The organism is Halomonas sp. KHS3, assembly GCF_000830495.1.
GTDB lineage: Bacteria > Pseudomonadota > Gammaproteobacteria > Pseudomonadales > Halomonadaceae > Vreelandella > Vreelandella titanicae.
The window spans coordinates 75,997-97,895 of record NZ_JWHY01000005.1 but is presented as its reverse complement, the minus strand read 5'-3'; the positions used below and the strand labels follow the sequence as shown (position 1 = coordinate 97,895).

The following is a 21,899-nucleotide window of genomic DNA, read 5'->3' as shown; positions in this document are numbered from 1 at the left end:
CAGACGAGGATTCTTTAAGGCCTCCCAATGCTTGGCCTCTTTGGTTAATAAAAACGTCAATGCGACCTGGCTGCTTTAAATCAAGCTGTTTACGCTCATCGTTCAGCTTCTCCCTTGACCGCCTACAGAAGATATTTGAGTACACATATGGCCTTTATTGAACCCGTCACCCTCTCTGCGCGCGGCGTAAAAATCGTGCCGCTTACACTCAACCACGAAGCCGGTCTGCGCGCTGCCGCAGCGGATGGGGAGCTATGGAACCTGCGCATTACATCGGTACCAGCGCCTGACGAGACGCACCGCTATATTGATACTGCTTTGAAAGCCCGAGAGGAAGGCCACCGCTTTGCCTTTACCGTCATTGCTGAGGCCAGTGGTACGGTGCTTGGCTCTACGAGTTACCATGATATTTTGCCTGACGTAAAAAGAGTGGAAATTGGCTACACGTGGTACGCCAAGCGAGTGCAGCACACGCATGTCAACACCACTTGCAAGCTGCTGCTATTGACACACGCTTTCGAGACGCTGGGATGTAATGTAGTCGGCTGGCGTACTGACAACTTCAATTTTGCCAGTCAGCGTGCAATTGAGCGACTAGGCGCGAAAAAGGACGGCGTGATCCGTGGCAACGTGTTGCGCCGAGACGGTACTATTCGCGATACGGTGATGTATAGCCTGCACAAGGGCGAATGGCCAGAGGTGCGTGCGCATCTCGACTATCTGTTGAGCCGACCCCGTGCGTAGTGAGGAAAGCGTCGTGGCTTAGTCGATCAAGGCTTTGTAGTGTCGCTATATGCATGCTTAAACGCCATACAAGCATGACTGGATCCGTTTATTCAGGTGTTATGGTACGTGTTGAGGAGGTGGTATGTCGTTCGAAGAGTTACGGTCTGAAGTGCATAAAACTTACATGGAATACTATGTTGCTGGGTTTAAGAGCAACGACGTAACGCTGATCGATAAAATGGTCAAATATCCAATCGCATATATTAAAAATGGCTCGGTGACAATGTGTGATTCCTATCCGATAGATCCCAAAAGCCTTAAAAAAGAAAAGGGTTGGGATCATTCTGTCGACTGGAAGTTTGAGGTGACAGCTGTCAATGATAGTGAAGCTCATGCAGTTGCCTCTGCTGTCAGATGCAAAAAAGATGGTTCGAAAATTGAGAGTGTTCATGGGTTCTATGCTTTCACCAAGACGGCCGATGGATGGAAAATGTATGCCGTTGCGGATACTACCTTTTGATCATAACAAAACGAAGCAGCACATGGCTTACAGCCTCCGAACGCTTCTAAACTCGCGCCGCAGTGCTTGGCATTATAAGTATCCATATGGGTAAAAGGAGTCGTAAGTGTTTGAGGTAAAAGCAACCCAACATGTGCTGGCGGTTAACGATCTTGAGAAGACCGAGAGTTACTTTCTCGACAAACTCGGATTTTCTGTCCGTTTCCGTGTAGATGGCTGGTCGTTCCTTAGCCTTGGTAGCTTTCACGTTATGTTGGGGTACTGCCCGGACGAACTTCCTGCCCGTGATACGCATGAGCACTCGTACTTCGCATATGTAAACTGTGAGGGCATAGACGAGATATATCGTGATTATCAGCAGAGTGGCGCTGAGATTTTCCAGGCAATAGCTGATAAGCCTTGGGGACTGCGTGAGTTTGGTGTGGCAACGCCAGAGGGGCACCGAATCATGTTCGGTCAAGATCGTCCGTTGGGAGGTTGATACCTGCAGCACTATTTAGTAACGATGTTGCAACGCCGACAAGCTAAAAGGAGGTGATTATATGTAGTGCGGAAAAATTTGCTCACAGGATGCGACGATCACCGTGGATGTACAGAACGATTTCTGCGCTGGCAGGGCTCTGGGCATCGAAGCGGGCCGATATCCCCTCCACCAAGCCCTGGTTCAACGTTTAACCATCGATCCAACAAACTATCTGCCGCGCCCATACCTTAAATGGAGAGTCTAATTTTGAGCTATCTTGGTGGGTGTTGCTAAGAAACCTTGTAGCTATTTTGGCTTTTGACGGTTAAACACGATCAGAACTGAAGGAGAGACACATGGTAACCAACACAGAGCTTCATGGGGCTTGTCTTTGCGGGATTGTCAGCGTCACCGTTACCACCAAAAGCAACCATGTCGGCGTTTGTCACTGCTCGATGTGCAGAAAGTGGGGTGGGGGGCCGCTGTTTGCGGTGGAGTTTGCCGGTGATGTGGATTTTAACGGCTCGGAGCATATAACTACCTTCAGTTCCTCAGAATGGGCTGAGCGTGGGTTCTGCCAACAGTGTGGCACCCACCTCTTCTATCGCTTAAAGCAGGGTGGGCATTACGCGCTTCCCGTTGGGCTTCTTGATGGCGCGGATGATTGGAAAATAAGCGAACAGATATTTATCGACCAAAAGCCCACTTACTATTCACTCGCAGAAAAAACCAAGCAGCTGACCGGGGAAGAAGTGTTTGCCCAATTTGGGGAGCAGTAGAAGCTCAGTTCATGGTGCGCCAATTCCGCTCTCTTACTAATGCTGGCTTGAACTGGAGCTTGGGTTTGCCAAAATGAGGGTTATAACCGGCAGCACTTGGCAAGGAGAGCCTTCATCAGCGGCCGCTACGTAATGCCTGGTAATAGTCGGAGGAGCTTATGAGCGACAAGAGCAGAATCAGCGTGCAGTGCGTGGTGGGCGATATCGCTCAACAACCCGATGTAGATGCCGTGGTCAATGCCGCCAATGCACAATTGAGAACCGGTGGGGGCGTTGCCGGGGCGCTTCATCGCGCTGCTGGGCCCGGCCTGGCCGAAGAGGGGCAGTCAATGGCGCCCATCAACCCGGGCCAAGCGGTACTCACCGGCGGTCATAATCTGCCCAACCGCTGGGTGATTCACTGCCTGGGCCCGGTATACGGCGTCGACAAGCCGGAGGATCAACTGCTGGCGGACTGTTACCGCAATGCGCTGAAACTGGCCGACGAGCACGGTATTGAGCGGCTTGCTTTCCCGGCACTGTCTACCGGCGCTTTCGGCTACCCGGTGGAAGAAGCCGCTCAGGTGTGTGCGGCTACCCTCGAAGCCATACTGCCCAGCTTGCATAAAGTGCGCCTGATCCGCTTTGTGCTGTACGACGAAGCAGCTCGGCATACCCTCCACCAAGCTCTGACTCAACGCTTAACCATTGATCCAGTAGACTAGCTGTAGCGCCAATTGTTTAGCATGACGCATGCATGAGAGCTGAGTGGAGGTGCAGCTTCTGCTTAGGGGGCAGCTTTAGCACTGCTGCGCTGCCGCGGGTGCACTTGAGCCTATTTTATAGCACTATCACGCCGCGTATTCTCCAGTTCCTCAATCATTCGGCGCGCTGCATTAGAAAGCGTTCGATTGGTATGCACCAAATAGCCCAGCGGTCGGTAAATAGGCGGGGTGTCTACCTTTAGCTCTACCAGTTCGCTGTCGATCATCTTTTCCGGCAGCAGGCTCCAGCCTAATCCTACGCTGCACATCATTTTTAGCGTTTCTAAATAGTTGGTCGCCATGCTTACAGGCAATTGAAGTCCAGCTTCGTTAAAACGTTTCGCAATAAGTGACCCTGTAAAGGTCTTCGCCCCCGGCATTACACAGTTGAATTCACACAGGTCGGCCAATGACCGGAGGCTTTGAGGTGCCGGGTCTTGGTTGGCAAGTGGGTGGTCAATCGCACAGGTAAAACAGAGCCGATCACGCCAAAGCTCTACGACCTGCAGTTGTTCATGAGGGTGGGGGGCGAGAGTCACCACCGCCATTTCCAGAGTGCCATCCAGCACCCCCTGGTAAGCCTGCTCAGAATCCAGAAAGTGCAGGTCGAGTTCGACTTCCGGATGGCGCTGAGTGTACTGCTTTAATAGTGGTGGTAAGCGGTGCAGGCCAATATGGTGGCTGGTGGCCAGGGTAAGCTTGCCGCCCACTTGGCCAGACAGGTTGGCTAGTGCCCGGCGGCTGTCCTCAACGGTAAACAGGATGCGCCTCGCTTGGGGCAGTAAGACATTACCGGCTTCGGTTAGCGCAATACGCCGACCAATGCGGTCAAACAGCCGTGCACCTACCTGAGACTCCAAGGTAGCGATGCGTTTGCTAACGGCGGGCTGGGTAAGATAAAGCTGCTCCGCTGCGCGAGAGAAACTTTGCGTATCGGCGACAGCCAGAAAGGCTTGTAGGCTTTGGGTATCCACTTACGAATCCTTGATTAAGCATTCCTGTTTGGAATCTAATCTATGAATAACATGAATTGCTTTTATGCGCGAGTCGCGTAACACTCGTGCTATCGCCATATAAGCAGCACGAAGAGGCTGCCATACCGAACTAGCAGGGCACTGCCCAGGAGAGCCATATGTCAGGTCAAACCCTTTACGACAAACTCTGGAACCAGCACTTGGTCAAGCAGCGCGACGACGGTACTGCCTTGATCTATATCGACCGCCAGCTGCTTCACGAGGTGACTTCGCCTCAAGCGTTTGAAGGCCTGCGTTTAGCTAATCGTAAGCCGTGGCGTTTGGATGCCAACTTGGCCACGCCCGACCATAACGTGCCGACGACCATTAAAGAGCGCGCCGAGGGCAACAGCGGTATTAAAGACCCGGTGTCGCTGATTCAGGTGCAAACCCTGGACGACAACTGCCTTGAGTACGGCATCGAAGAGTTCAAAATCAACGACCCGCGCCAGGGCATCGTGCACGTAGTGGGTCCCGAACAGGGCGCAACGCTGCCAGGAATGACCGTGGTGTGTGGCGACTCCCACACCGCGACCCACGGTGCCTTTGGCGCTTTGGCCCACGGTATTGGTACCTCGGAAGTCGAGCACGTCATGGCGACCCAGTGCTTGCTGGCGCAGAAAATGAAGAATATGCAGGTCCGCGTAGAAGGCGAGCTGGGCCTGGGCGTAACAGCAAAAGATGTGGTGCTGGCGATTATCGGCAAGATCGGTACCGCTGGCGGCACTGGTTATGCCATTGAATTTGCCGGTAGCGCGATCGCTTCGCTTTCTATGGAAGGGCGCATGACCGTGTGCAACATGGCTATTGAAGCGGGCGCACGGGTTGGTTTGATCGCCGTTGACGACACCACGATTGATTACCTTGCCAAGCGTCCTTTCGCGCCCACGGCAGAGCAGTGGGAAGCCGCCGTGGCGGACTGGCGCAATCTGGTGTCTGACGACGATGCGCAGTTCGATAAAGTGGTTACTTTGCAGGCTGAAGAGATCGAGCCACAGGTGAGCTGGGGCACCAGCCCGGAAATGGTCACCGGTATTTCCGGCCAAGTGCCCGATCCCAGCGCTGCGCTGGATGAAACCGTGCAGCGCAGCCACACTCGTGCCTTAGAGTACATGGGCCTTCACGCCAATCAGAAAATCACTGATATCAAGCTGGATAAAATCTTTATCGGCTCCTGCACCAACTCGCGTATTGAAGATTTACGCGAAGCCGCCAAAGTCGCCAAAGGTAAGAAAGTGGCTGATTCCATCAAGCTGGCCATGGTGGTGCCGGGTTCTGGCTTGGTGAAGCGCCAAGCTGAAGCGGAAGGTTTGGATAAGATCTTTATTGAAGCAGGCTTTGAGTGGCGCGAGCCGGGCTGCTCCATGTGTTTGGCCATGAACGCGGATAAGCTGGGTGCCGGTGAACACTGCGCCTCTACTTCTAACCGAAACTTTGAAGGGCGCCAGGGTTACGGTGGCCGCACGCACTTGGTCAGCCCGGCCATGGCAGCGGCAGCGGCGATTGCCGGTCACTTTGTTGATGTTCGCAGCTTGCCCGCCAACGACGCCACTCACGCTCAGGAGGCCTAAACCATGAAAAAATTTGAACGTTTTGAAGGCGTGGTAGCACCCCTTGACCGCGCCAACGTCGACACCGACTTGATTATCCCGAAGCAGTTTTTGAAGTCGATCAAGCGCACCGGCTTTGGCGTTAACCTGTTTGACGAACTGCGTTACTTGGATGAAGGCCAGCCGGGGCAAGACTGCTCACAGCGCCCGCTGAACCCTGATTTTGTCTTGAATCAGCCGCGCTTCAAAGGCGCGGAAGTGCTGCTTGCTCGGCGCAACTTTGGCTGCGGCAGCTCTCGTGAGCACGCGCCTTGGGCGCTGGAAGATTTCGGTTTCAAGGTAGTGATTGCGCCTAGCTTTGCCGATATTTTCTACAATAACTCGTTCAAGAACGGCATTTTGCTGATTACCTTCCCAGAAGATGTGATAGATCGCCTGTTTGCCGAGGTGGAAGCCAATGAAGGCTACCAGTTAGATGTGGACTTGGAGAACCAGCGGGTCATTACCCCGAGCGGCGAAATTCTAGAGTTTGAAGTGGATGAGTTCCGCAAGCACTGCCTGCTGGAAGGGCTGGACGATATTGGTCTGACGCTAAAAGACGAAGACGCCATTCGTGCTTTTGAACAGAAGCATAAAGCTGCGCGCCCCTGGTTGTTCCGGCAGTCTGCCTAAACGCTTTCCAGTTTTCACAGTAAGTTTGATAGCGCGTTGCAACCCCATTGCAATGCGCAAAGCGGCCAAAGTCGCTCGATAACATGTTAAGGAATCAGCATGACTCATAAGGTATTACTGCTGCCGGGTGACGGTATTGGCCCCGAGATTGCTGCTCAAGCAGCTCGCTTGTTGAAAGCTTGCCAAGAAGCGGGCCTGGATATTGAAGTAGAAGAGGGTTTGGTGGGCGGCTCTGCGTTTGATGTCCATGGTGAGCCGCTGCCCGCGGAGACTCTGGAAAAAGCCAAAGCGGCCAGCGCTATTTTGCTGGGTGCGGTAGGCGGCCCCAAGTGGGACAAAATTGAAGACCTCTCCAAGCGTCCTGAAAAAGGCCTGCTGGGGCTGCGCAAAAACCTGGGATTGTTCGGCAACCTGCGGCCGGCAATGCTCTACCCGCAGTTGGCCAGCGCCTCTAGCCTGAAGCCTGAATTGGTGGCCGGACTGGATATTATGATCGTCCGCGAACTCACCGGCGGCATTTACTTCGGCCAGCCCCGTGGCATTGAAGTACGAAATGGCGAGCGGGTCGGTTTTAACACCTATATTTATTCTGAAAGCGAAATTGAGCGCATTGGCCGCGTCGCCTTTGAAATGGCCCAGAAGCGTGGCAAGAAACTTTGCTCAGTAGATAAAGCTAACGTGCTGGAAGTGACCATCTTGTGGCGTGAAGTGATGGAGCGTTTAGCGCCGGAATACCCGGACGTTGAGCTTTCCCATATGTACGTCGATAACGCCGCCATGCAGCTGGTGCGCGCACCCAAGCAGTTTGACGTGGTGGTGACTGGCAATATGTTTGGCGACATTCTCTCTGACGCTGCCGCTATGCTGACCGGCTCCATCGGTATGCTGCCTTCTGCTTCGCTAAACGAAAGCGGGCAGGGCATGTACGAGCCATGCCACGGTAGCGCGCCGGATATTGCCGGCCAGAATGTAGCTAACCCACTGGCCATGATGCTTTCGGTAGCCATGATGCTGCGTTATTCGTTGGGTGAAAATGCCATGGCGGAGCGTATTGAAGCCGCCGTCGGCAGCGTGCTGGATGACGGTCTGCGCACTGCGGATATCGCCTCTGAAGGTATGCAGACCATCGGCACTGATGCCATGGGCGATGCGGTGTTAGCGGCGTTTGCTAAGCAGTGAGTAAAGTCGTCGGGCTACCCCGGCGCCCTTATTTACTCAGCCATTATCATTGAGCCGTTGTTCAGTGCGGCTTCAAAATCACCGTAAAGAAGTGTGTATAATGTGAGTACTCATTCTTTGCAGGAGGACTTCATATGTTGAAAGTCGGTTTCGTGGGATGGCGTGGCATGGTGGGCTCAGTGCTGATGCAGCGCATGCAGGAAGATGGTGACTTCAACGGCATCGAGCCGGTGTTCTTCACCACCTCCCAGGTAGGCCAGCCCGGCCCCGACATCGGTGTCGACGTACCTCCGCTGAAAGATGCCTTTGATATCGAAGCGCTCAAAGCGTTGGATGTTGTTGTCACCTGCCAGGGCGGTGACTACACCAAGCCAGTTTATAAAGATCTTCGCAGCGCAGGTTGGAAGGGCTACTGGATTGACGCCGCCAGTACCCTGCGCATGGAAGATGAAGCGACGATCGTGCTGGATCCAGTCAACCGCAAGGTTATCGACGACCAGCTAGCCAAGGGCGCTAAAACCTTTGTGGGCGGCAACTGTACCGTGAGCCTAATGCTGATGGGCTTGGGCGGTCTGTTTGAAGCCGATATGGTCGAGTGGATGACCTCCATGACCTACCAGGCGGCTTCTGGTTCGGGCGCTAAGCACATGCGTGAGCTGCTCAACCAAATGGGCCAACTGCGCGACAGCGTCGGCGAAGAGCTAAAAGATCCGTCAAGCGCGATTCTGGATATCGACCGCAAAGTAACGGCTGCCATGCGCAGCGGTGACTTCCCGACCGATAACTTTGCCGCACCGCTGGCAGGTAGCTTGCTGCCGTGGATCGATACCAAGCTAGATAACGGCCAGAGCCGCGAAGAGTGGAAGGGCAGCGTTGAGACCAATAAGATTCTCGGGCTCGACAACAACCCGATCCCCATTGATGGCCTGTGTGTGCGTATCGGCGCGATGCGTTCGCACAGCCAGGCGTTCACTATCAAGCTGAAGCACGATGTGCCGCTTGATGAGATCGAAGATCGCATCGCCAAGCACAATGAGTGGGTCAAGCTGATTCCTAATGACAAAGATGCCACCATTGCTGGTCTAACGCCTGCGGCTGCCACTGGCACGCTGCAAGTGCCGGTTGGGCGCCTGCGTAAACTGCAAATGGGCGGCGAATACCTCTCAGCATTTAGCGTGGGTGACCAGTTGCTGTGGGGCGCCGCAGAGCCGCTGAAGCGTATGTTGAAGATTCTTCGCGAACAGTAATTGTTTATTGTTGTACGCCAGTCGAAAACGGGAAGCTGTTCGCAGCTTCCCGTTTTTTTCGGCTAGTCATCTTGATAGTGGGAATAACACCGTTATTTCGTTAAGTTATGACAAAAAAGACTTAGTAAAATTATTTGGTATCAGTCGTTAAAAGTAAGTAGGTGATCAGGGAACATTCATGAAAAAATCACTGACATGGATTGCATGGCTCTCGTTGAGTGCAGTAAGTCCGATTGCGCTGGCCGTTGGTTTTGGGCAGGCGAGTGTCAGCTCATATCTGGATGCGCCTTTAGATGCTTCGATCCCTCTGCTCGAAAGCAGTGATTACGCCCTCGACGAGATTCATATCAGCGTTGCCGAGCCTCCAGCCTTTGCCTCAGCAGGCCTTGAATGGACGCCATTAGCGGCCAGCGTGCGCGTCCAGATTCAAGAGCAGCAGGGGCGCCGACAGGTACGCTTAAGCTCTGATAAAACGATGCAGGAGCCCTGGCTTGATTTGCTGTTAACGGTGGAGTTGCCAGACGGGCAGCAGTTTCGCGACATAACACTACTGTTTGATCCCCAAGGCTATGCTCAGAATCAAGCGCTTGCTCAAAATGCTGTCCCCAGCTCGTCAGCAGTAAGCAGTGCCGTCACGTCTCCGCTTGCTCAGCCCAGTTCGACGCCGCCATCGAGTGCCTATGTGGGGAGCGGCGATACCCTATGGAGCGTTGCCGAGCGTATTAAACCTGACGAGGTGAGCGTACAGCAGATGATGCTGGCGCTGCTGGAGGCCAACTCTGAGGTCTTTCCATCGGGCAATATAAATGACATGCGTGCAGAGCAAACGCTTCGGGTGCCTAATTCTGAACGCATTCTGGCGCGCTCTCACGGTGATGCCGATGCTGCTATCAAAGCGATGAATGAAGCCTGGCAGCAACGCCGCCCTGGCTCATTGCAAACAGTGGCGCTACCGAAGGTTGAAGCCGCCACGTCTGTTTCTGCTACCTCCATAGCCGCCGACCAAGCTGGGGTTGAAGAGGAAGTCGACGAGCCTGAAGCAATAACGCGTTCGGAGCTGACCGAGCAACTGCACCTAAGCCAAGCGACATTACAGCAGGTTCGTGAAGAGCGTGAGTTGATGCGCGCTGAGCTTGATGAGCTGCGTGGTGAGGTTGCCTCCCTAACGCAGGCGCTAAGCGATACGTTGGCTGCTCAAGAGCCACCTTCAGCGCCACTCATTGCTAGCATGGATGAGACGAAGAGCCCGGGTGTGGCTGGCTTAATTGAGCGCTACCAGTGGACGTTGGCTTTGGCCGCCATCACACTGCTGCTAGCGCTGTTGGCATGGTTACGTAAGCGCCGAGAGGAGACCTGGGAAGACATTCCGCTGGCTGAACCCGTGGTTAAGCCAGCGGCTTCGCCTCGCGTAGACCCCAAGGCTGAGAACGATGCTCTTGCCACTAACGCCGCGCCGACATTAGATACTGATCAGTGGCTGGTCGACGATCAAGGGCAGACGCCATCGCAAGACGACCCCCTTCGCTATGAAAAAAGTCAGGCATCGGGACTCGCTGAGCAGGGGCGTCAGCGGAGGCTGAAGCTACACGCTGTTTCCGCTGACCGTTCTCAAAATGTCTCTTTAGCACCGCCGCCGAGTCCTATGCCCATGAGCCAACTGCTAGCTTCTATCCGTGCCGGTATGCCTGCCTCTAAGCCTGCGGCTGCTAATGCTCATGTGCAGCAAACCGACAAGCCTTCTGAAACAGCTGAGGACCCAGACCATCGCTTTATCGATTACCACCCGCCGATCTTAAACAGCGCTTCGCCCACCCATGATGGTCAGCGCACCGAGACCCCAATGCAGCCCACGGTGGAGTTCTTCAGTGAGTCGCATGCCGCACCGGTGCCTCCCGCGAAACAGCCACGTAGGCCAGTTGAAGAGGAGTGGGAAATTGAAGAGGTAGCATTCAAGCCGCGAGGCCTGGATAATAGCGATCCTTCAAAATCTTCAAAATGATGTGGCTTGATGACGCTGTTCTATCACTTCGATGAAAAAATTCCGCTTACCGGCCGCTTGGCAATGGGTATCGAGTACGATGGTACCCGCTACTGCGGTTTTCAGCGCTTAAACCATGCTGCATCGGTTCAGGCATCGTTAGAGGATGCGCTGTCCAAGGTGGCCAATGAGCCTATCCGGGTGAATGCCAGTGGGCGCACCGATTCGGGGGTGCATGCGACCCGTCAGATCGTCCATTTTGACCCGCCGGTAGGGCGCTCCGAAAAAGCCTGGATCTTTGGCGCTAATACTCATTTGCCCCGCGACGTTGCTGTACGCTGGGTGAAGCCAGTGGGCGATGACTTTCATTCACGCCTATGCGCCCTGGGGCGCCGCTACCGCTACGTGCTGCTGAACCAGATCAGCCGCCCGGTATTGGAGCGGGCCAATGTGACCTGGTGCCGTGACCCGTTAGACGCCGATGCCATGCACCGGGCTGCCCAGGCGCTGGTAGGCGAGCACGATTTTTCCAGCTTCCGGGCCGCTGGGTGTCAGTCCAAAACCCCCTGGCGACATATGCACTTTGTGGACGTAAAGCGCTACGGCCAGTTGGTGATGATCGATATTCAAGGCAACGCGTTCTTACACCACATGATTCGCAACATTGCCGGGGCGCTGGTGAGCGTCGGACGCGGTGCCCAGGATGAAGCTTATATTGGTGAACTTTTAGCGCTTAAAAACCGTCGCAAAGGGGATGTGACAGCACCCGCCTGCGGGCTGCATTTTGTCGATTCGGTCTACGATGAGCGCTTTGATCTGCCTAAAGAGCCGTTGGGGCCGCATCTGCTCTCATTTACTGGAGAGTGGACGGGAGAGCGCGAGCTTCCTGATACGCCACGGGTGGCCTATCGACGCAATCGCTCGTTGTGTAACCCGGCAGCTACCCCTAAACAGGAGGCGTCGTCATGAGTGCTTCTCCGCAAATCCGCACCCGAATAAAGTTCTGTGGTTTTACGCGTGATGAGGATATTGACCTCGCCGTGGCGCTGGGCGTGGATGCCTTGGGTTTCGTTATGTGGCCAAAAAGTGCGCGCAGCGTGAATGTCGAACAACTGGTGGCGCTCTCTGCCCGTGTGCCTGCCTTTGTGACCCGCGTGGGGCTGTTTGTCGACCAGCCTGCTGAGCTCATTGAGCAGTGCTTGCCCTATCTCGATATGCTTCAGTTTCATGGTAATGAAACTCCCGATGAGTGCCAGCGCTTTTCGCTACCCTGGATGAAAGCGCTACGCATGCGCGATGAGATAGATCTTACCCATGAGGCCGAGCGCTATCATCATGCTCAGGCGCTGCTGCTAGACGCATATCGACCGGGGACGCCGGGAGGCACGGGGGAGACCTTTGATTGGTCTAGAATTCCCGCAAATCTTGCAAAACCTGTTATCCTCGCCGGTGGGCTGAGTGCTGATAACATTGCTGACGCTGTGCGTCAGGTAGCGCCTTATGCAGTGGATGTGTCCGGTGGTATTGAAGCCTCTCACGGCTGTAAAGATGCTGACAAAATGGCGTCTTTCGTGCGTCATGTGGCGTTAGCCGACACCCACTAGCGTTCCCCGCATAAGTTTATGTAAGCCTAGTTTTTGTGTAATTTATGCGTATTGCTTATGGGTATTTTATCGAGCTACGTGTTTACGTCGATTCATTTATTGTTTGCCTGCTCTGGCGATCTTGTGAGGTATCCCTGTGACTGTTTCTGCGACGCCTACACCAAAAACCAAGTTCAGCGATCTGACCCGAATGCCGGATGCCCGTGGTCATTTTGGCCCTTACGGCGGTCGGTTTGTGTCAGAAACCCTGAGCTTTGCGTTGGAAGAGTTGGAGAAAACGTACTTAAGCCTGCGTGATGACCCCGACTTTCAGGCCGAGTTTGACTACGATCTTGCCCACTATGTGGGACGTCCATCGCCGCTCTACCACGCCAAACGCTGGTCGGCGAGTCTTGGGGGCGCACAGATTTGGTTGAAACGGGAAGATCTGAATCATACCGGCGCTCACAAGGTAAACAACACCATTGGTCAGGCACTGCTGGCCAAAAAAACCGGCAAACCACGCATTATCGCTGAAACCGGGGCGGGCCAGCATGGCGTTGCCTCGGCGACCGTTGCTGCTCGCCTAGGGCTTGAGTGCGACGTGTATATGGGGGCTGAAGACGTACAGCGCCAAAAGCTTAACGTTTACCGTATGCGCCTACTGGGCGCTCGGGTCATTCCGGTAGAGTCCGGTACCCGCACCCTCAAAGACGCCATGAACGAAGCGCTGCGTGACTGGGTCACCAACGTTGACAACACCTTCTATATCATCGGTACCGTGGCGGGCCCGCACCCTTATCCGCTGCTGGTGCGCGATTTCAACGCGGTGGTGGGGCGTGAAGCGCGCCGCCAGTCGCTGGAGCAGATCGGCCGTCTTCCCGATGCGCTGATTGCCTGCGTGGGCGGTGGCTCTAATGCTTTGGGTCTGTTCTACCCCTTTGTGGAAGATGACGATGTGGCCATGTATGGCGTGGAGGCCGGTGGCGATGGCGTCGAAACCGGCCGCCACGCGGCGCCGCTGGCATCCAATGCGCCGCGTGGCGTGCTCCACGGCAATCGCACCTACTTAATGTCAGATGAAGCCGGGCAGGTGTCGGATACGCACTCCATTTCAGCTGGCCTGGATTATCCTGGCGTAGGCCCCGAACACGCGCTTTGGAAAGACGTGGGTCGGGTCTCCTATGTGGCCGCTAACGATAAAGAAGTGCTCGAAGCGTTTCGCGAACTGACCCACATGGAAGGCATTATGCCGGCCCTTGAGTCGGCCCATGCGCTGGCCCATGCCAAGGTGTTGGCGCCTACCATGCGTCCTGACCAGCATATCGTGGTCAACCTCTCCGGGCGTGGCGACAAAGACATCATGACCGTTGCTAAGATTGATGGCATCGAATTTTAAGGTCAGCTTTTTTTAAGGGCGAGCATGAACCGTATTGATCAGCGTTTCAGTGAACTTAAGCAGCAGGGCCGCAAGGCCCTGATCCCTTACATCACCGCAGGTGATCCAGCACCTCAGTACACCGTTGGTTTTATGCATGCTCTGGTGGAAGCAGGTGCCGATGTGATTGAGCTAGGCGTGCCTTTTTCCGACCCCATGGCGGATGGCCCGGTCATTCAAAAAGCCTGTGAGCGTGCGTTAAAGCAGGGCACGCGGCTGGTTGACCTTATGCAGATGGTCAAAGAGTTCCGCCAAACCGATACCACCACACCGGTTGTGTTGATGGGCTACTTGAATCCGATTGAGCGAATTGGCTACGAAAACTTTGCCGATCAAGCTGCCAGCGTGGGCGTTGATGGTGTGCTGATAGTGGATATGCCGCCTGAAGAGGCCGAAGAGATTGGGCCGCTGCTGAAATCGCGAGATTTAGCGGCGATTTTTTTGGTTGCGCCTACCACTTCTAACCAGCGTGCCGCTACAATATGCGCCCATGGCGAGGGCTACCTCTACTACGTTTCGCTGAAAGGCGTGACCGGTGCCGCCACCCTGAACGCAGACGATGTGGCCGAGCACTTGGCGCCGCTGCGGGGGATGACCGATTTACCGCTATGTGTTGGTTTCGGTATCCGCGATGGCGTGACGGCCGCTGAAGTAGCTAAAGTCGCCGATGGTGTGATTGTAGGTAGCGCTTTGGTTAACCGCATCGCTGAAAGTGTCGATGCGCCGGAAACCATTGCGGGCCAGTTGAAAAGTGTATTAGCAGAGATGCGTACGGCGATGGATGCCTAAAGCGAATTGCTTTATCGCCTATACTGAATAGATTCACGACACTCATCGAGCCTGGTTCTGCCAGGCGTTGACGTATAACGGAAGCCTTTTTGATATGAGCTGGTTAGACAAGATCGTACCCTCCATGGGTCGCATCCAGCGTAAAGACCGTCGCGCTAGCGTGCCCGACGGCCTCTGGCGTAAATGTCCCAAGTGCGAAGCGGTTCTCTACCTCCCTGAGCTAGAGAAACATAACAGCGTCTGTCCCAAGTGCGATCACCACCTGCGCTTGACGGCACGCAAACGCTTGGACTGGTTCTTGGATAAAGCAGAACGCGAAGAGATCGCGGCGGAAATCGAACCCAATGATCGGTTGAAGTTTCGCGACTCTAAAAAATACAAAGACCGCCTGACTGCGGCGCAAAAAGATACTGGCGAGAAAGATGCGCTGGTCGCTATGCGCGGTGAGTTGGATGGTCTTCCGGTCGTTGCCGTTGCCTTTGAGTTCACCTTTATGGGCGGCTCAATGGGGGCAGTGGTCGGCGAGAAATTTGTTCGCGCCGCTACCGTGGCGCTGGAAGAGAACATCCCGCTGGTGTGCTTTGCCGCCTCCGGTGGGGCACGTATGCAGGAAGCGCTCTTCTCGTTGATGCAGATGGCTAAAACATCCGCCGCGCTTGAAAAGCTCAAACAAGCGGGTGTGCCGTATATTTCTGTGCTTACGGATCCCGTCTTTGGCGGTGTTTCAGCCTCACTAGCCATGTTGGGTGACTTGAATATTGCCGAACCCAATGCCTTGATTGGTTTTGCAGGCCCCAGGGTCATCGAGCAAACGGTGCGTGAAACCTTGCCAGAAGGGTTCCAGCGCAGCGAGTTTCTGCTTGAGCACGGTACCGTCGACATGATCGTTCATCGTCATGAAATGCGTGCCCGCGTGGGTAGTGTGCTGCGTAAGTTAACCCACCACGACGCAACGCCGGTGAGTTCGACCAATCCTGATGATGCTGAGGTCGTTGAGCCTATCGTTGAGGAAGATAGCTTGGCGGAAACCGCTGACGTAACGTTCGAGAAAGTTGAGGCGCCTAAGAAGGACACCACTTTCGTTAAGAGTGATGACCATTCGCGCAATGCCTGACTCTCTGCAGACACCTTCTTTGCCGCTCTACTCTTTGCAACAGTGGCTCCAGCATTTGGAAACGCTGCATCCGGTAGGGATTGATATGGGCCTGGAGCGGGTCTCGCAGGTGGCTAAACGGATGGGGCTGCTTTCAAGCCCCATCGCCCCCCGCGTTATTACGGTAGCAGGCACCAACGGCAAGGGCTCAACCCTTGCCATGATTGATAGCGTTGCCCGTGCCCATGGTTGGCGAGTGGGTACCTACACTTCTCCCCATTTATTGCGCTACAACGAACGCGTTAAAATCGATGATCAGGAAGCCGACGACCAACTGCTGGTGCAAGGCTTTGAGCGGGTTGAGCAGGCACGATTGGAGGGCAGTGAAATCAGCCTGACCTATTTTGAAGCGGGGACACTGTGCGGACTGTGGTGCTTGGCCAATGCAAAGCTTGATCTTGCGGTGCTAGAAGTGGGGCTGGGTGGTCGCCTTGATGCAGTCAATATTATTGATGCGGATGTGGCCATTGTTACCACTATTGCTCAGGATCACGCTAACTTTTTAGGCACCGATTTAGCCCAGATTGGGCGTGAAAAAGCCGGTATTTTTCGTGCCAATCGTCCCGCCGTGCTAGGTAGCCAAACGTTACCTTCCAGTGTCGCTGAATGTGCTCAGGTGCTGGCGGCGCCTATGTTTTGTTTGGGCCAGCAATTTGCCCATCAGACGATGGCTTCTGAGCCTTCGCAATGGCGCTGGCAGGGGCAGCATCCGGATGGTCAACGCATTGTTATTGACGAGCTTCCCGAGCCGGGGCTGCCTATCGATAACGCCGCCACTGCTTTGCAGGCGCTTGTGCTTGCAGGGCTTGGGTTGGAAGCGGCGCGCGTGCAAGCTGCGTTGAGTTCTGTGCAGTTGCCGGGGCGGCTGCAATGGATTGGGCCTTGGTGCCTGGATGTAGGTCATAATCCTCATGCTGCCGAGTATGTCGTTCGCCATTTGCCGCAACCTCCGGAAGGTGGTCGGCAGTGGGGCCTTATTGGCATGTTGAATGATAAGGATATTGACGGTGTCATACAGACGTTAGCGTCTCGCATTAGTGATTGGGTGTGCGTGTCGTTGAGCGGAGAGCGAGGTTGCCAGGCAAGCGAGTTGTCGCAACGTATTATAGCTCAGGGAGGGCGGGTGCATTTTAGTGCTGATTCGCCGCAAGCAGGCGTCGATTGGCTCGCTAACATGTTAACGCCCAATGATCGTGTCTTGGCCACCGGGTCGTTCTTTACAGTAGCGGCACTGTTAGCTCGGCCACTGCCAACAGGCGCTGCGTCGCTTGATGGAGACGGAAATGAAATACGGTAAAACGGAACGCATTAGCGGTATTGTGATTCTGCTCGCGCTACTGGCGATCTTTGTGCCGTGGCTAATGAGCGACCCCGCACCAAGGGAAGAACGTCCCCAGCCGAACTTTGTGATCGAGCAGCCCGTTGAAGTGGAGCGCCGTGACGTTCCTGCACCGGAAAGGCCTTCAACCATCGGCGAGCCGTCTCTATCGTCAGCGGCCCGTAATGAAGAGGGCGATATGCCTATTGACGTCGATCCGAGGTTGCCGGAAACCGATCAAATTACTGCTGCTAATCAGTCGCCCTCGAGTCCCGAGGCGGCGGGATCCAGTCAACCGGATGAAGAGCCGGAGACCTCCGATAGCGACCCTATTGCTGACCTGATTGCCAGCAATAGTGGCAGCGGTCAAAACAGCAGTGAAGGTTCTTCACAGGGCTCTTCACAACGTTCATCGCAAAGCTCCTCATCTAGCTCATCCACCCCCTCAGCAAGTGCTCAGGGAGAGTGGGCGGTGCAAGTCGGCAGCTTTGGTGAGCCCGGTAATGCGCAGCGCCTTAGCGAGCAGCTTTCGGGTGAAGGGTTTACTGTTTATCAGCGTGAGCGCGATAACAATATGACCACCGTCTTTGTGGGCCCTTATGCCACTTCTGAGGAGGGGGAGTCTGCCATGTCCTCGATTAAAGAGCGGGCCAATGTGCAGGGCCTGCTTGTTCGGGTAAGAGACTAAACGATGGCATTAACCTGGATTGATGCGGTGTTCTTGGCCGTGCTGGCGCTATCAATGCTAGCCGGATTCGTCCGGGGATTTGTTCGCGAGGCATTGGGGTTGGCCGCCTGGGTCGTTGCCTTAATGGTTGCCCGAGTCCTCGCCGAACCGGTGGCCGAACTGATGAGCGGGTTTATCGATAGCTTTGATGCCCGCCTAGTGCTCGCTTTTATACTGGTGATCTTTGCCGTTATTTTGCTTTGCGGCATAGTCATTCGCTTGGTGCATGCGGCGATTGAGTGGGTAGGCATGGGGCTTTTGAACCGTGTGGCGGGGGCCGCTTTTGGTGTTGCTCGTGGGGCGGTTATTTTGCTTATTGCTACCGTGCTGATTACCCTCACACCGCTGGCGGAACTGCAGGCGTGGCAACAAGCCGAGCTGCGACCGACCTTTATTCAACTGCGCGATTGGGCGGTGAGCCAGTTAGATCAGTGGGATCGTGAGCTGCCTGAGGCGCCATCGTCGCTGCGCGACATCTCTCTACCTGAACTGCGTCTGCCTAGTGCGACGGAGCGTGAGGTTATCCCGGCAGGTGATTGACCTGCTACTGAAGTCGATTCTACGAACGTTCGGGCTTTCTTAGGTATGTGACTTAGGTAAGCCATGGCATTAAGCGAGGTAACGTGAATGTGCGGTATAGTGGGCCTTCTGGGCAAGCAGGCGGTAAATCAGGGAATCTACGATGCCCTGACCGTACTTCAGCATCGTGGCCAGGACGCTGCCGGCATGATGACATGGAGCGAGGGACGCTTCCTACTGCGCAAGAGTAACGGCTTGGTACGTGATGTATTTCACACCCGTCATATGGCCCGCCTAAAAGGTAACCTAGGCATTGGTCACGTGCGTTACCCGACGGCAGGCTCTTCAAGTGAAGCTGAGTCACAGCCGTTCTATGTTAACTCTCCTTACGGCATTGCGCTGGCGCATAACGGTAACCTGACCAACTCTGAGCAGTTGAAGCAGGAGCTGTTCTCTACCGATCTGCGTCACATCAACACCAGCTCCGATTCTGAAGTGCTGCTTAACGTCTTCGCTCACGAGCTGGGCAAGCAGGGTTTGCACCTGGAAGCGGAAGATATCTTCGACGCCGTGCGTCGTGTTCACCGTCGCTGCAAGGGTGGTTATGCCGCTGTCGCGATTATTAATGGCTTTGGCATGGTGGCATTTCGTGACCCCTTCGGTATTCGCCCCGTGGTGTTTGGTACCCGCGAAGAGGAGAACGGGCAGGCGGTGATGATCGCCTCCGAATCCGTCGCCTTGGATGTGGGCGGTTTTGAACTGGAGCGTGACCTATCGCCTGGTGAAGCCATCTTTGTCGACATCGAAGGCAATATTCACACCCAGGTATGTGCTGACCGCCCCGAGCTACGTTCGTGTATCTTTGAGCACGTTTATCTAGCGCGTCCCGATTCACTGTTGGACGGCGCCTATGTTTACGGCACCCGTATGCAGATGGGTCGCAAGCTGGGGGATCGCATTCTCAACGAGTGGCCGGATCACGATATCGACGTGGTCATCCCGATCCCTGATACGTCGCGTACCTCCGCCCTTGAAATGGCGCAGCACCTCGGGGTGACCTACCGCGAAGGGTTCATGAAGAACCGCTATATTGGCCGTACCTTTATTATGCCGGGGCAAACTCAGCGTAAAAAATCGGTACGCCAAAAGCTCAATGCGATAGACGTTGAGTTTAAAGGCAAAAACGTTTTGTTGGTGGACGACTCCATTGTGCGCGGCACGACCTGTAAGCAGATCATTCAAATGGCCCGCGATGCCGGGGCACGCAAGGTCTATTTTGCCTCGGCGGCGCCCCCGGTACGTTTCCCCAACGTGTATGGCATCGATATGCCTGCAGCGTCTGAGCTGATTGCTCATGGCCGCAGCGAAGAGGAAGTAGGGGATTTGATTGGCGCTGACCGTATCTTCTATCAAAACCTAGAGGATCTAAAAGCGGCCTGCCGCGAAGTGAACCCGGAAATGGAAGAGTTTGATTGCTCGGTGTTTGACGGCAATTACGTGACTGGTGATATCGACGACGCCTACCTGGCCGCCTTGGAAGCTAGCCGTAATGATTCCGCCAAGGATCAAAGTGCCGGTGATCATGCCCTGGTCGATATGCACAATCAGGACGATGACCTGGACGATTAGGAGAGAAGTCTTATGCATGATGATAATCATCAGGAAGACGGTCACCAGGATGAGTGGTCATTAGAGACGCTGGCTATCCGTGCGGGCCATCAGCGCACCTTCGAGCAAGAACACTCGGAGCCTATTTTTCCGACCTCAAGCTTTGTCTACGAAAGCGCTGCAGAAGCGGCGCGTAAATTTGGTGGGCAGGAGCCGGGCAACGTCTACTCGCGCTTTACCAACCCGACAGTGCATACCTTTGAGCGCCGCCTGGCGGCCCTTGAAGGTGGCGAGCGTTGTGTGGCCACCAGCTCGGGTATGTCCGCTATTCTCTCCACTGCGCTGGCACTGCTTTCCGCAGGGGACGAGATTGTGGCCTCCCGGTCGCTATTTGGCTCGACGGTTAGTCTGTTCGATAAGTATCTAGGTAAGCTGGGTATTACCACGCGCTATGTGGAACTTTCCAGCGTTGCTGCCTGGGAAGCGGCGATTACTCCCAAAACGCGGCTACTGTTTGCCGAAACGCCCTCAAATCCACTGTCAGAAATTGCCGATATTTCGGCCCTGTCTGCGTTGGCAAAACGTCACGATGCGCTACTGGCGATAGATAACTGCTTCCTTACCCCGGCACTTCAGCAGCCCTTGGCGTTAGGTGCTGACTTGGTTATTCACTCAGCGACCAAGTATTTGGACGGCCAAGGCCGTGCAGTTGGTGGTGCCGTGGTAGGTAGTCATGCGCTGCTTGAGGAAGTGTTCGGCGTGGTGCGCACCTGCGGGCCTTGCTTGAGCCCCTTCAACGCGTGGATTTTTACCAAGGGCCTGGAAACCCTGTCGCTGCGTATGAAAGCTCACTGTGAAAACGCCTTGACCCTGGCGCGTTGGCTGGATGCCCACTCGGCGGTTAAGCATGTGTTTTATAGCGGCCTGGAGAATCATCCTCAGCACGATTTGGCTAAACAGCAGCAGAAAGGGTTTGGCGCGGTGCTGGGTTTTGAAGTGAAAGGAGGACAAGAGGGTGCGTGGCAGGTGATCGATGCAACCCGAATGCTTTCGATAACAGGGAATTTGGGTGACGTTAAATCCACTATTACTCATCCGGCCACCACTACCCATGGGCGTTTGTCTGATGCTCAGAAAGAAGCGGCGGGTATTGCGCCAGGGCTGATCCGCGTGGCGGTAGGGCTTGAGAGTCAGCAGGATATCCAGCGCGATCTTGCTCGTGGCTTGGATGTTCTGGCTGGCTAATTGATGTTAAGCAATCCTACACAGTCACGAAAACCCACCTTTGAAGGTGGGTTTTTCGTACTTTTGAAACCTAATGGGTCATATGCTGTGCAAACAAAGCCCCCTTATTTGTTTCAAGAAGCGTTGCGGTGAGGCAGGTCTGACAGCGCAACCTGATCTTCATTGCTGGAAGAGTGATTGATGTGAGAGCTCGGAGCAACAACGGTGTTGTTCTTTGCATCGCCGTTGACCAAAGGCAAATCAGCTGGTGTCAGGTGCACGCTGTCAGTGCTGTAATTCGCTGAAGAGCTAGGCTGAATAATCTGGTTAAGCTCGCCAGATCCCAGTTCAGCTAGAACGGCAGTAGAAGACAATGTCATGGCAATAGCGGTGATAAGGGTCATTTTTTTCATGATTGGCGCTCTCTAATAGAAAGTTTATGTACCGTTTTTCGGTCATTGCTGGATGTCCTTTAGGACATGCATTAATAGTAAGCGTGCAAACAAAATTATAAAATTGGTTATATTTGCTTTTTTTGTTCGATTTTATAGAATGGATTGGCTTTGTCTTTTTAGAAAGACGAACTGCGTAAAAATTGTTACCTGGTTATTCAATGGTTTTTACGAATGAAATATCCTGCTTTTTTCAGCGGTTTTTATTAGCTTCTAGC

The 21,899-nt window shown here is 54.5% G+C and carries 22 protein-coding genes; 20 read left to right on the top strand and 2 right to left on the bottom strand.

All coding sequences use genetic code 11. The annotated features are described in order from the left end of the window. Positions 1–147: 147 nt before the first annotated feature. From RO22_RS13595 to RO22_RS13575, 5 genes are all read left to right on the top strand, one after another. A complete protein-coding gene (locus tag RO22_RS13595; protein WP_041158519.1) occupies positions 148–744 on the top strand; it encodes a GNAT family N-acetyltransferase in 597 nt (198 codons plus the stop codon). A 124-nt stretch (positions 745–868) separates the two neighbouring features. Further along, positions 869–1,246, top strand: coding sequence for a hypothetical protein (locus RO22_RS13590; protein ID WP_041158518.1), 378 nt, complete (start codon positions 869–871; stop codon positions 1,244–1,246). 106 nt (positions 1,247–1,352) lie between these two features. Continuing rightward, positions 1,353–1,727: a VOC family protein gene (locus tag RO22_RS13585; RefSeq protein ID WP_041158517.1), complete on the top strand. Its 375-nt coding sequence runs from the start codon at positions 1,353–1,355 to the stop codon at positions 1,725–1,727. Positions 1,728–2,065: 338 nt separating this feature from the next. After that, the gene (locus tag RO22_RS13580) at positions 2,066–2,488 is read left to right on the top strand and encodes a GFA family protein (protein ID WP_041158516.1); all 423 of its coding nucleotides are present in this window, start codon (positions 2,066–2,068) and stop codon (positions 2,486–2,488) included. Positions 2,489–2,646: 158 nt separating this feature from the next. Continuing rightward, positions 2,647–3,192: a macro domain-containing protein gene (locus RO22_RS13575; RefSeq protein ID WP_041158515.1), complete on the top strand. Its 546-nt coding sequence runs from the start codon at positions 2,647–2,649 to the stop codon at positions 3,190–3,192. Between the two features lie 110 nt (positions 3,193–3,302). On the opposite strand, the gene RO22_RS13570 is transcribed toward RO22_RS13575, so the two are convergent. Then, positions 3,303–4,205 carry a LysR family transcriptional regulator gene (locus RO22_RS13570; protein ID WP_027957487.1) on the bottom strand — a complete coding sequence of 301 codons (903 nt, stop codon included), beginning with the start codon at positions 4,203–4,205 and terminating at the stop codon, positions 3,303–3,305. A 158-nt stretch (positions 4,206–4,363) separates the two neighbouring features. Here RO22_RS13570 and leuC point away from each other — a divergent pair, with 158 nt between their 5' ends. The 15 genes from leuC (at position 4,364) to RO22_RS13495 (ending at position 21,250) form a co-directional block, all read left to right on the top strand. Beyond that, complete coding sequence (gene leuC, locus RO22_RS13565) at positions 4,364–5,815, top strand: 3-isopropylmalate dehydratase large subunit (protein WP_009286959.1); 1,452 nt, start codon at positions 4,364–4,366, stop codon at positions 5,813–5,815. 3 nt (positions 5,816–5,818) lie between these two features. Then, positions 5,819–6,466 carry a 3-isopropylmalate dehydratase small subunit gene (gene leuD / locus RO22_RS13560; RefSeq protein ID WP_041158514.1) on the top strand — a complete coding sequence of 216 codons (648 nt, stop codon included), beginning with the start codon at positions 5,819–5,821 and terminating at the stop codon, positions 6,464–6,466. A gap of 99 nt (positions 6,467–6,565) precedes the next feature. Continuing rightward, positions 6,566–7,645, top strand: coding sequence for a 3-isopropylmalate dehydrogenase (gene leuB, locus RO22_RS13555; protein WP_041158513.1), 1,080 nt, complete (start codon positions 6,566–6,568; stop codon positions 7,643–7,645). 134 nt (positions 7,646–7,779) lie between these two features. Further along, complete coding sequence (asd, locus tag RO22_RS13550; RefSeq protein ID WP_022523215.1) at positions 7,780–8,892, top strand: aspartate-semialdehyde dehydrogenase; 1,113 nt, start codon at positions 7,780–7,782, stop codon at positions 8,890–8,892. Between the two features lie 178 nt (positions 8,893–9,070). Next, on the top strand, positions 9,071–10,891 hold the full coding sequence (locus tag RO22_RS13545; RefSeq protein ID WP_041158512.1) for a FimV family protein: 1,821 nt from the start codon (positions 9,071–9,073) through the stop codon (positions 10,889–10,891). A 9-nt stretch (positions 10,892–10,900) separates the two neighbouring features. Next, entirely contained in the window at positions 10,901–11,839 is a 939-nt protein-coding gene (gene truA, locus RO22_RS13540) for a tRNA pseudouridine(38-40) synthase TruA (protein ID WP_022523217.1), read from the top strand. Continuing rightward, positions 11,836–12,474 (top strand): phosphoribosylanthranilate isomerase, encoded by a 639-nt coding sequence (locus RO22_RS13535; RefSeq protein WP_041158511.1) that lies wholly within the window; start codon positions 11,836–11,838, stop codon positions 12,472–12,474. The genes truA and RO22_RS13535 overlap by 4 nt, the downstream gene beginning before the upstream one ends. Positions 12,475–12,664: 190 nt before the next feature. Further along, positions 12,665–13,852 carry a tryptophan synthase subunit beta gene (gene trpB / locus RO22_RS13530; RefSeq protein WP_171051224.1) on the top strand — a complete coding sequence of 396 codons (1,188 nt, stop codon included), beginning with the start codon at positions 12,665–12,667 and terminating at the stop codon, positions 13,850–13,852. A gap of 24 nt (positions 13,853–13,876) precedes the next feature. Next, positions 13,877–14,680, top strand: a complete 804-nt coding sequence (gene trpA, locus RO22_RS13525) for a tryptophan synthase subunit alpha (protein WP_009286954.1) — start codon at positions 13,877–13,879, stop codon at positions 14,678–14,680. 94 nt (positions 14,681–14,774) lie between these two features. Beyond that, positions 14,775–15,794 carry an acetyl-CoA carboxylase, carboxyltransferase subunit beta gene (accD, locus tag RO22_RS13520; protein ID WP_041158510.1) on the top strand — a complete coding sequence of 340 codons (1,020 nt, stop codon included), beginning with the start codon at positions 14,775–14,777 and terminating at the stop codon, positions 15,792–15,794. Continuing rightward, positions 15,772–17,130 carry a bifunctional tetrahydrofolate synthase/dihydrofolate synthase gene (folC, locus tag RO22_RS13515; RefSeq protein WP_235270508.1) on the top strand — a complete coding sequence of 453 codons (1,359 nt, stop codon included), beginning with the start codon at positions 15,772–15,774 and terminating at the stop codon, positions 17,128–17,130. Before accD ends, folC begins: the two co-directional genes overlap by 23 nt. Beyond that, complete coding sequence (locus RO22_RS13510; protein ID WP_041158509.1) at positions 17,117–17,839, top strand: SPOR domain-containing protein; 723 nt, start codon at positions 17,117–17,119, stop codon at positions 17,837–17,839. The genes folC and RO22_RS13510 overlap by 14 nt, the downstream gene beginning before the upstream one ends. A gap of 3 nt (positions 17,840–17,842) precedes the next feature. Next, a complete protein-coding gene (locus RO22_RS13505; protein ID WP_009286953.1) occupies positions 17,843–18,418 on the top strand; it encodes a CvpA family protein in 576 nt (191 codons plus the stop codon). An 87-nt stretch (positions 18,419–18,505) separates the two neighbouring features. Next, positions 18,506–20,026 carry an amidophosphoribosyltransferase gene (purF, locus tag RO22_RS13500; RefSeq protein ID WP_009286952.1) on the top strand — a complete coding sequence of 507 codons (1,521 nt, stop codon included), beginning with the start codon at positions 18,506–18,508 and terminating at the stop codon, positions 20,024–20,026. Between the two features lie 12 nt (positions 20,027–20,038). Continuing rightward, positions 20,039–21,250: an O-succinylhomoserine sulfhydrylase gene (locus RO22_RS13495; protein ID WP_041158508.1), complete on the top strand. Its 1,212-nt coding sequence runs from the start codon at positions 20,039–20,041 to the stop codon at positions 21,248–21,250. A gap of 113 nt (positions 21,251–21,363) precedes the next feature. Here RO22_RS13495 and RO22_RS13490 read toward each other — a convergent pair whose 3' ends face one another. Beyond that, positions 21,364–21,642, bottom strand: coding sequence for a hypothetical protein (locus tag RO22_RS13490; RefSeq protein ID WP_041158507.1), 279 nt, complete (start codon positions 21,640–21,642; stop codon positions 21,364–21,366). Positions 21,643–21,899 lie beyond the last annotated feature (257 nt).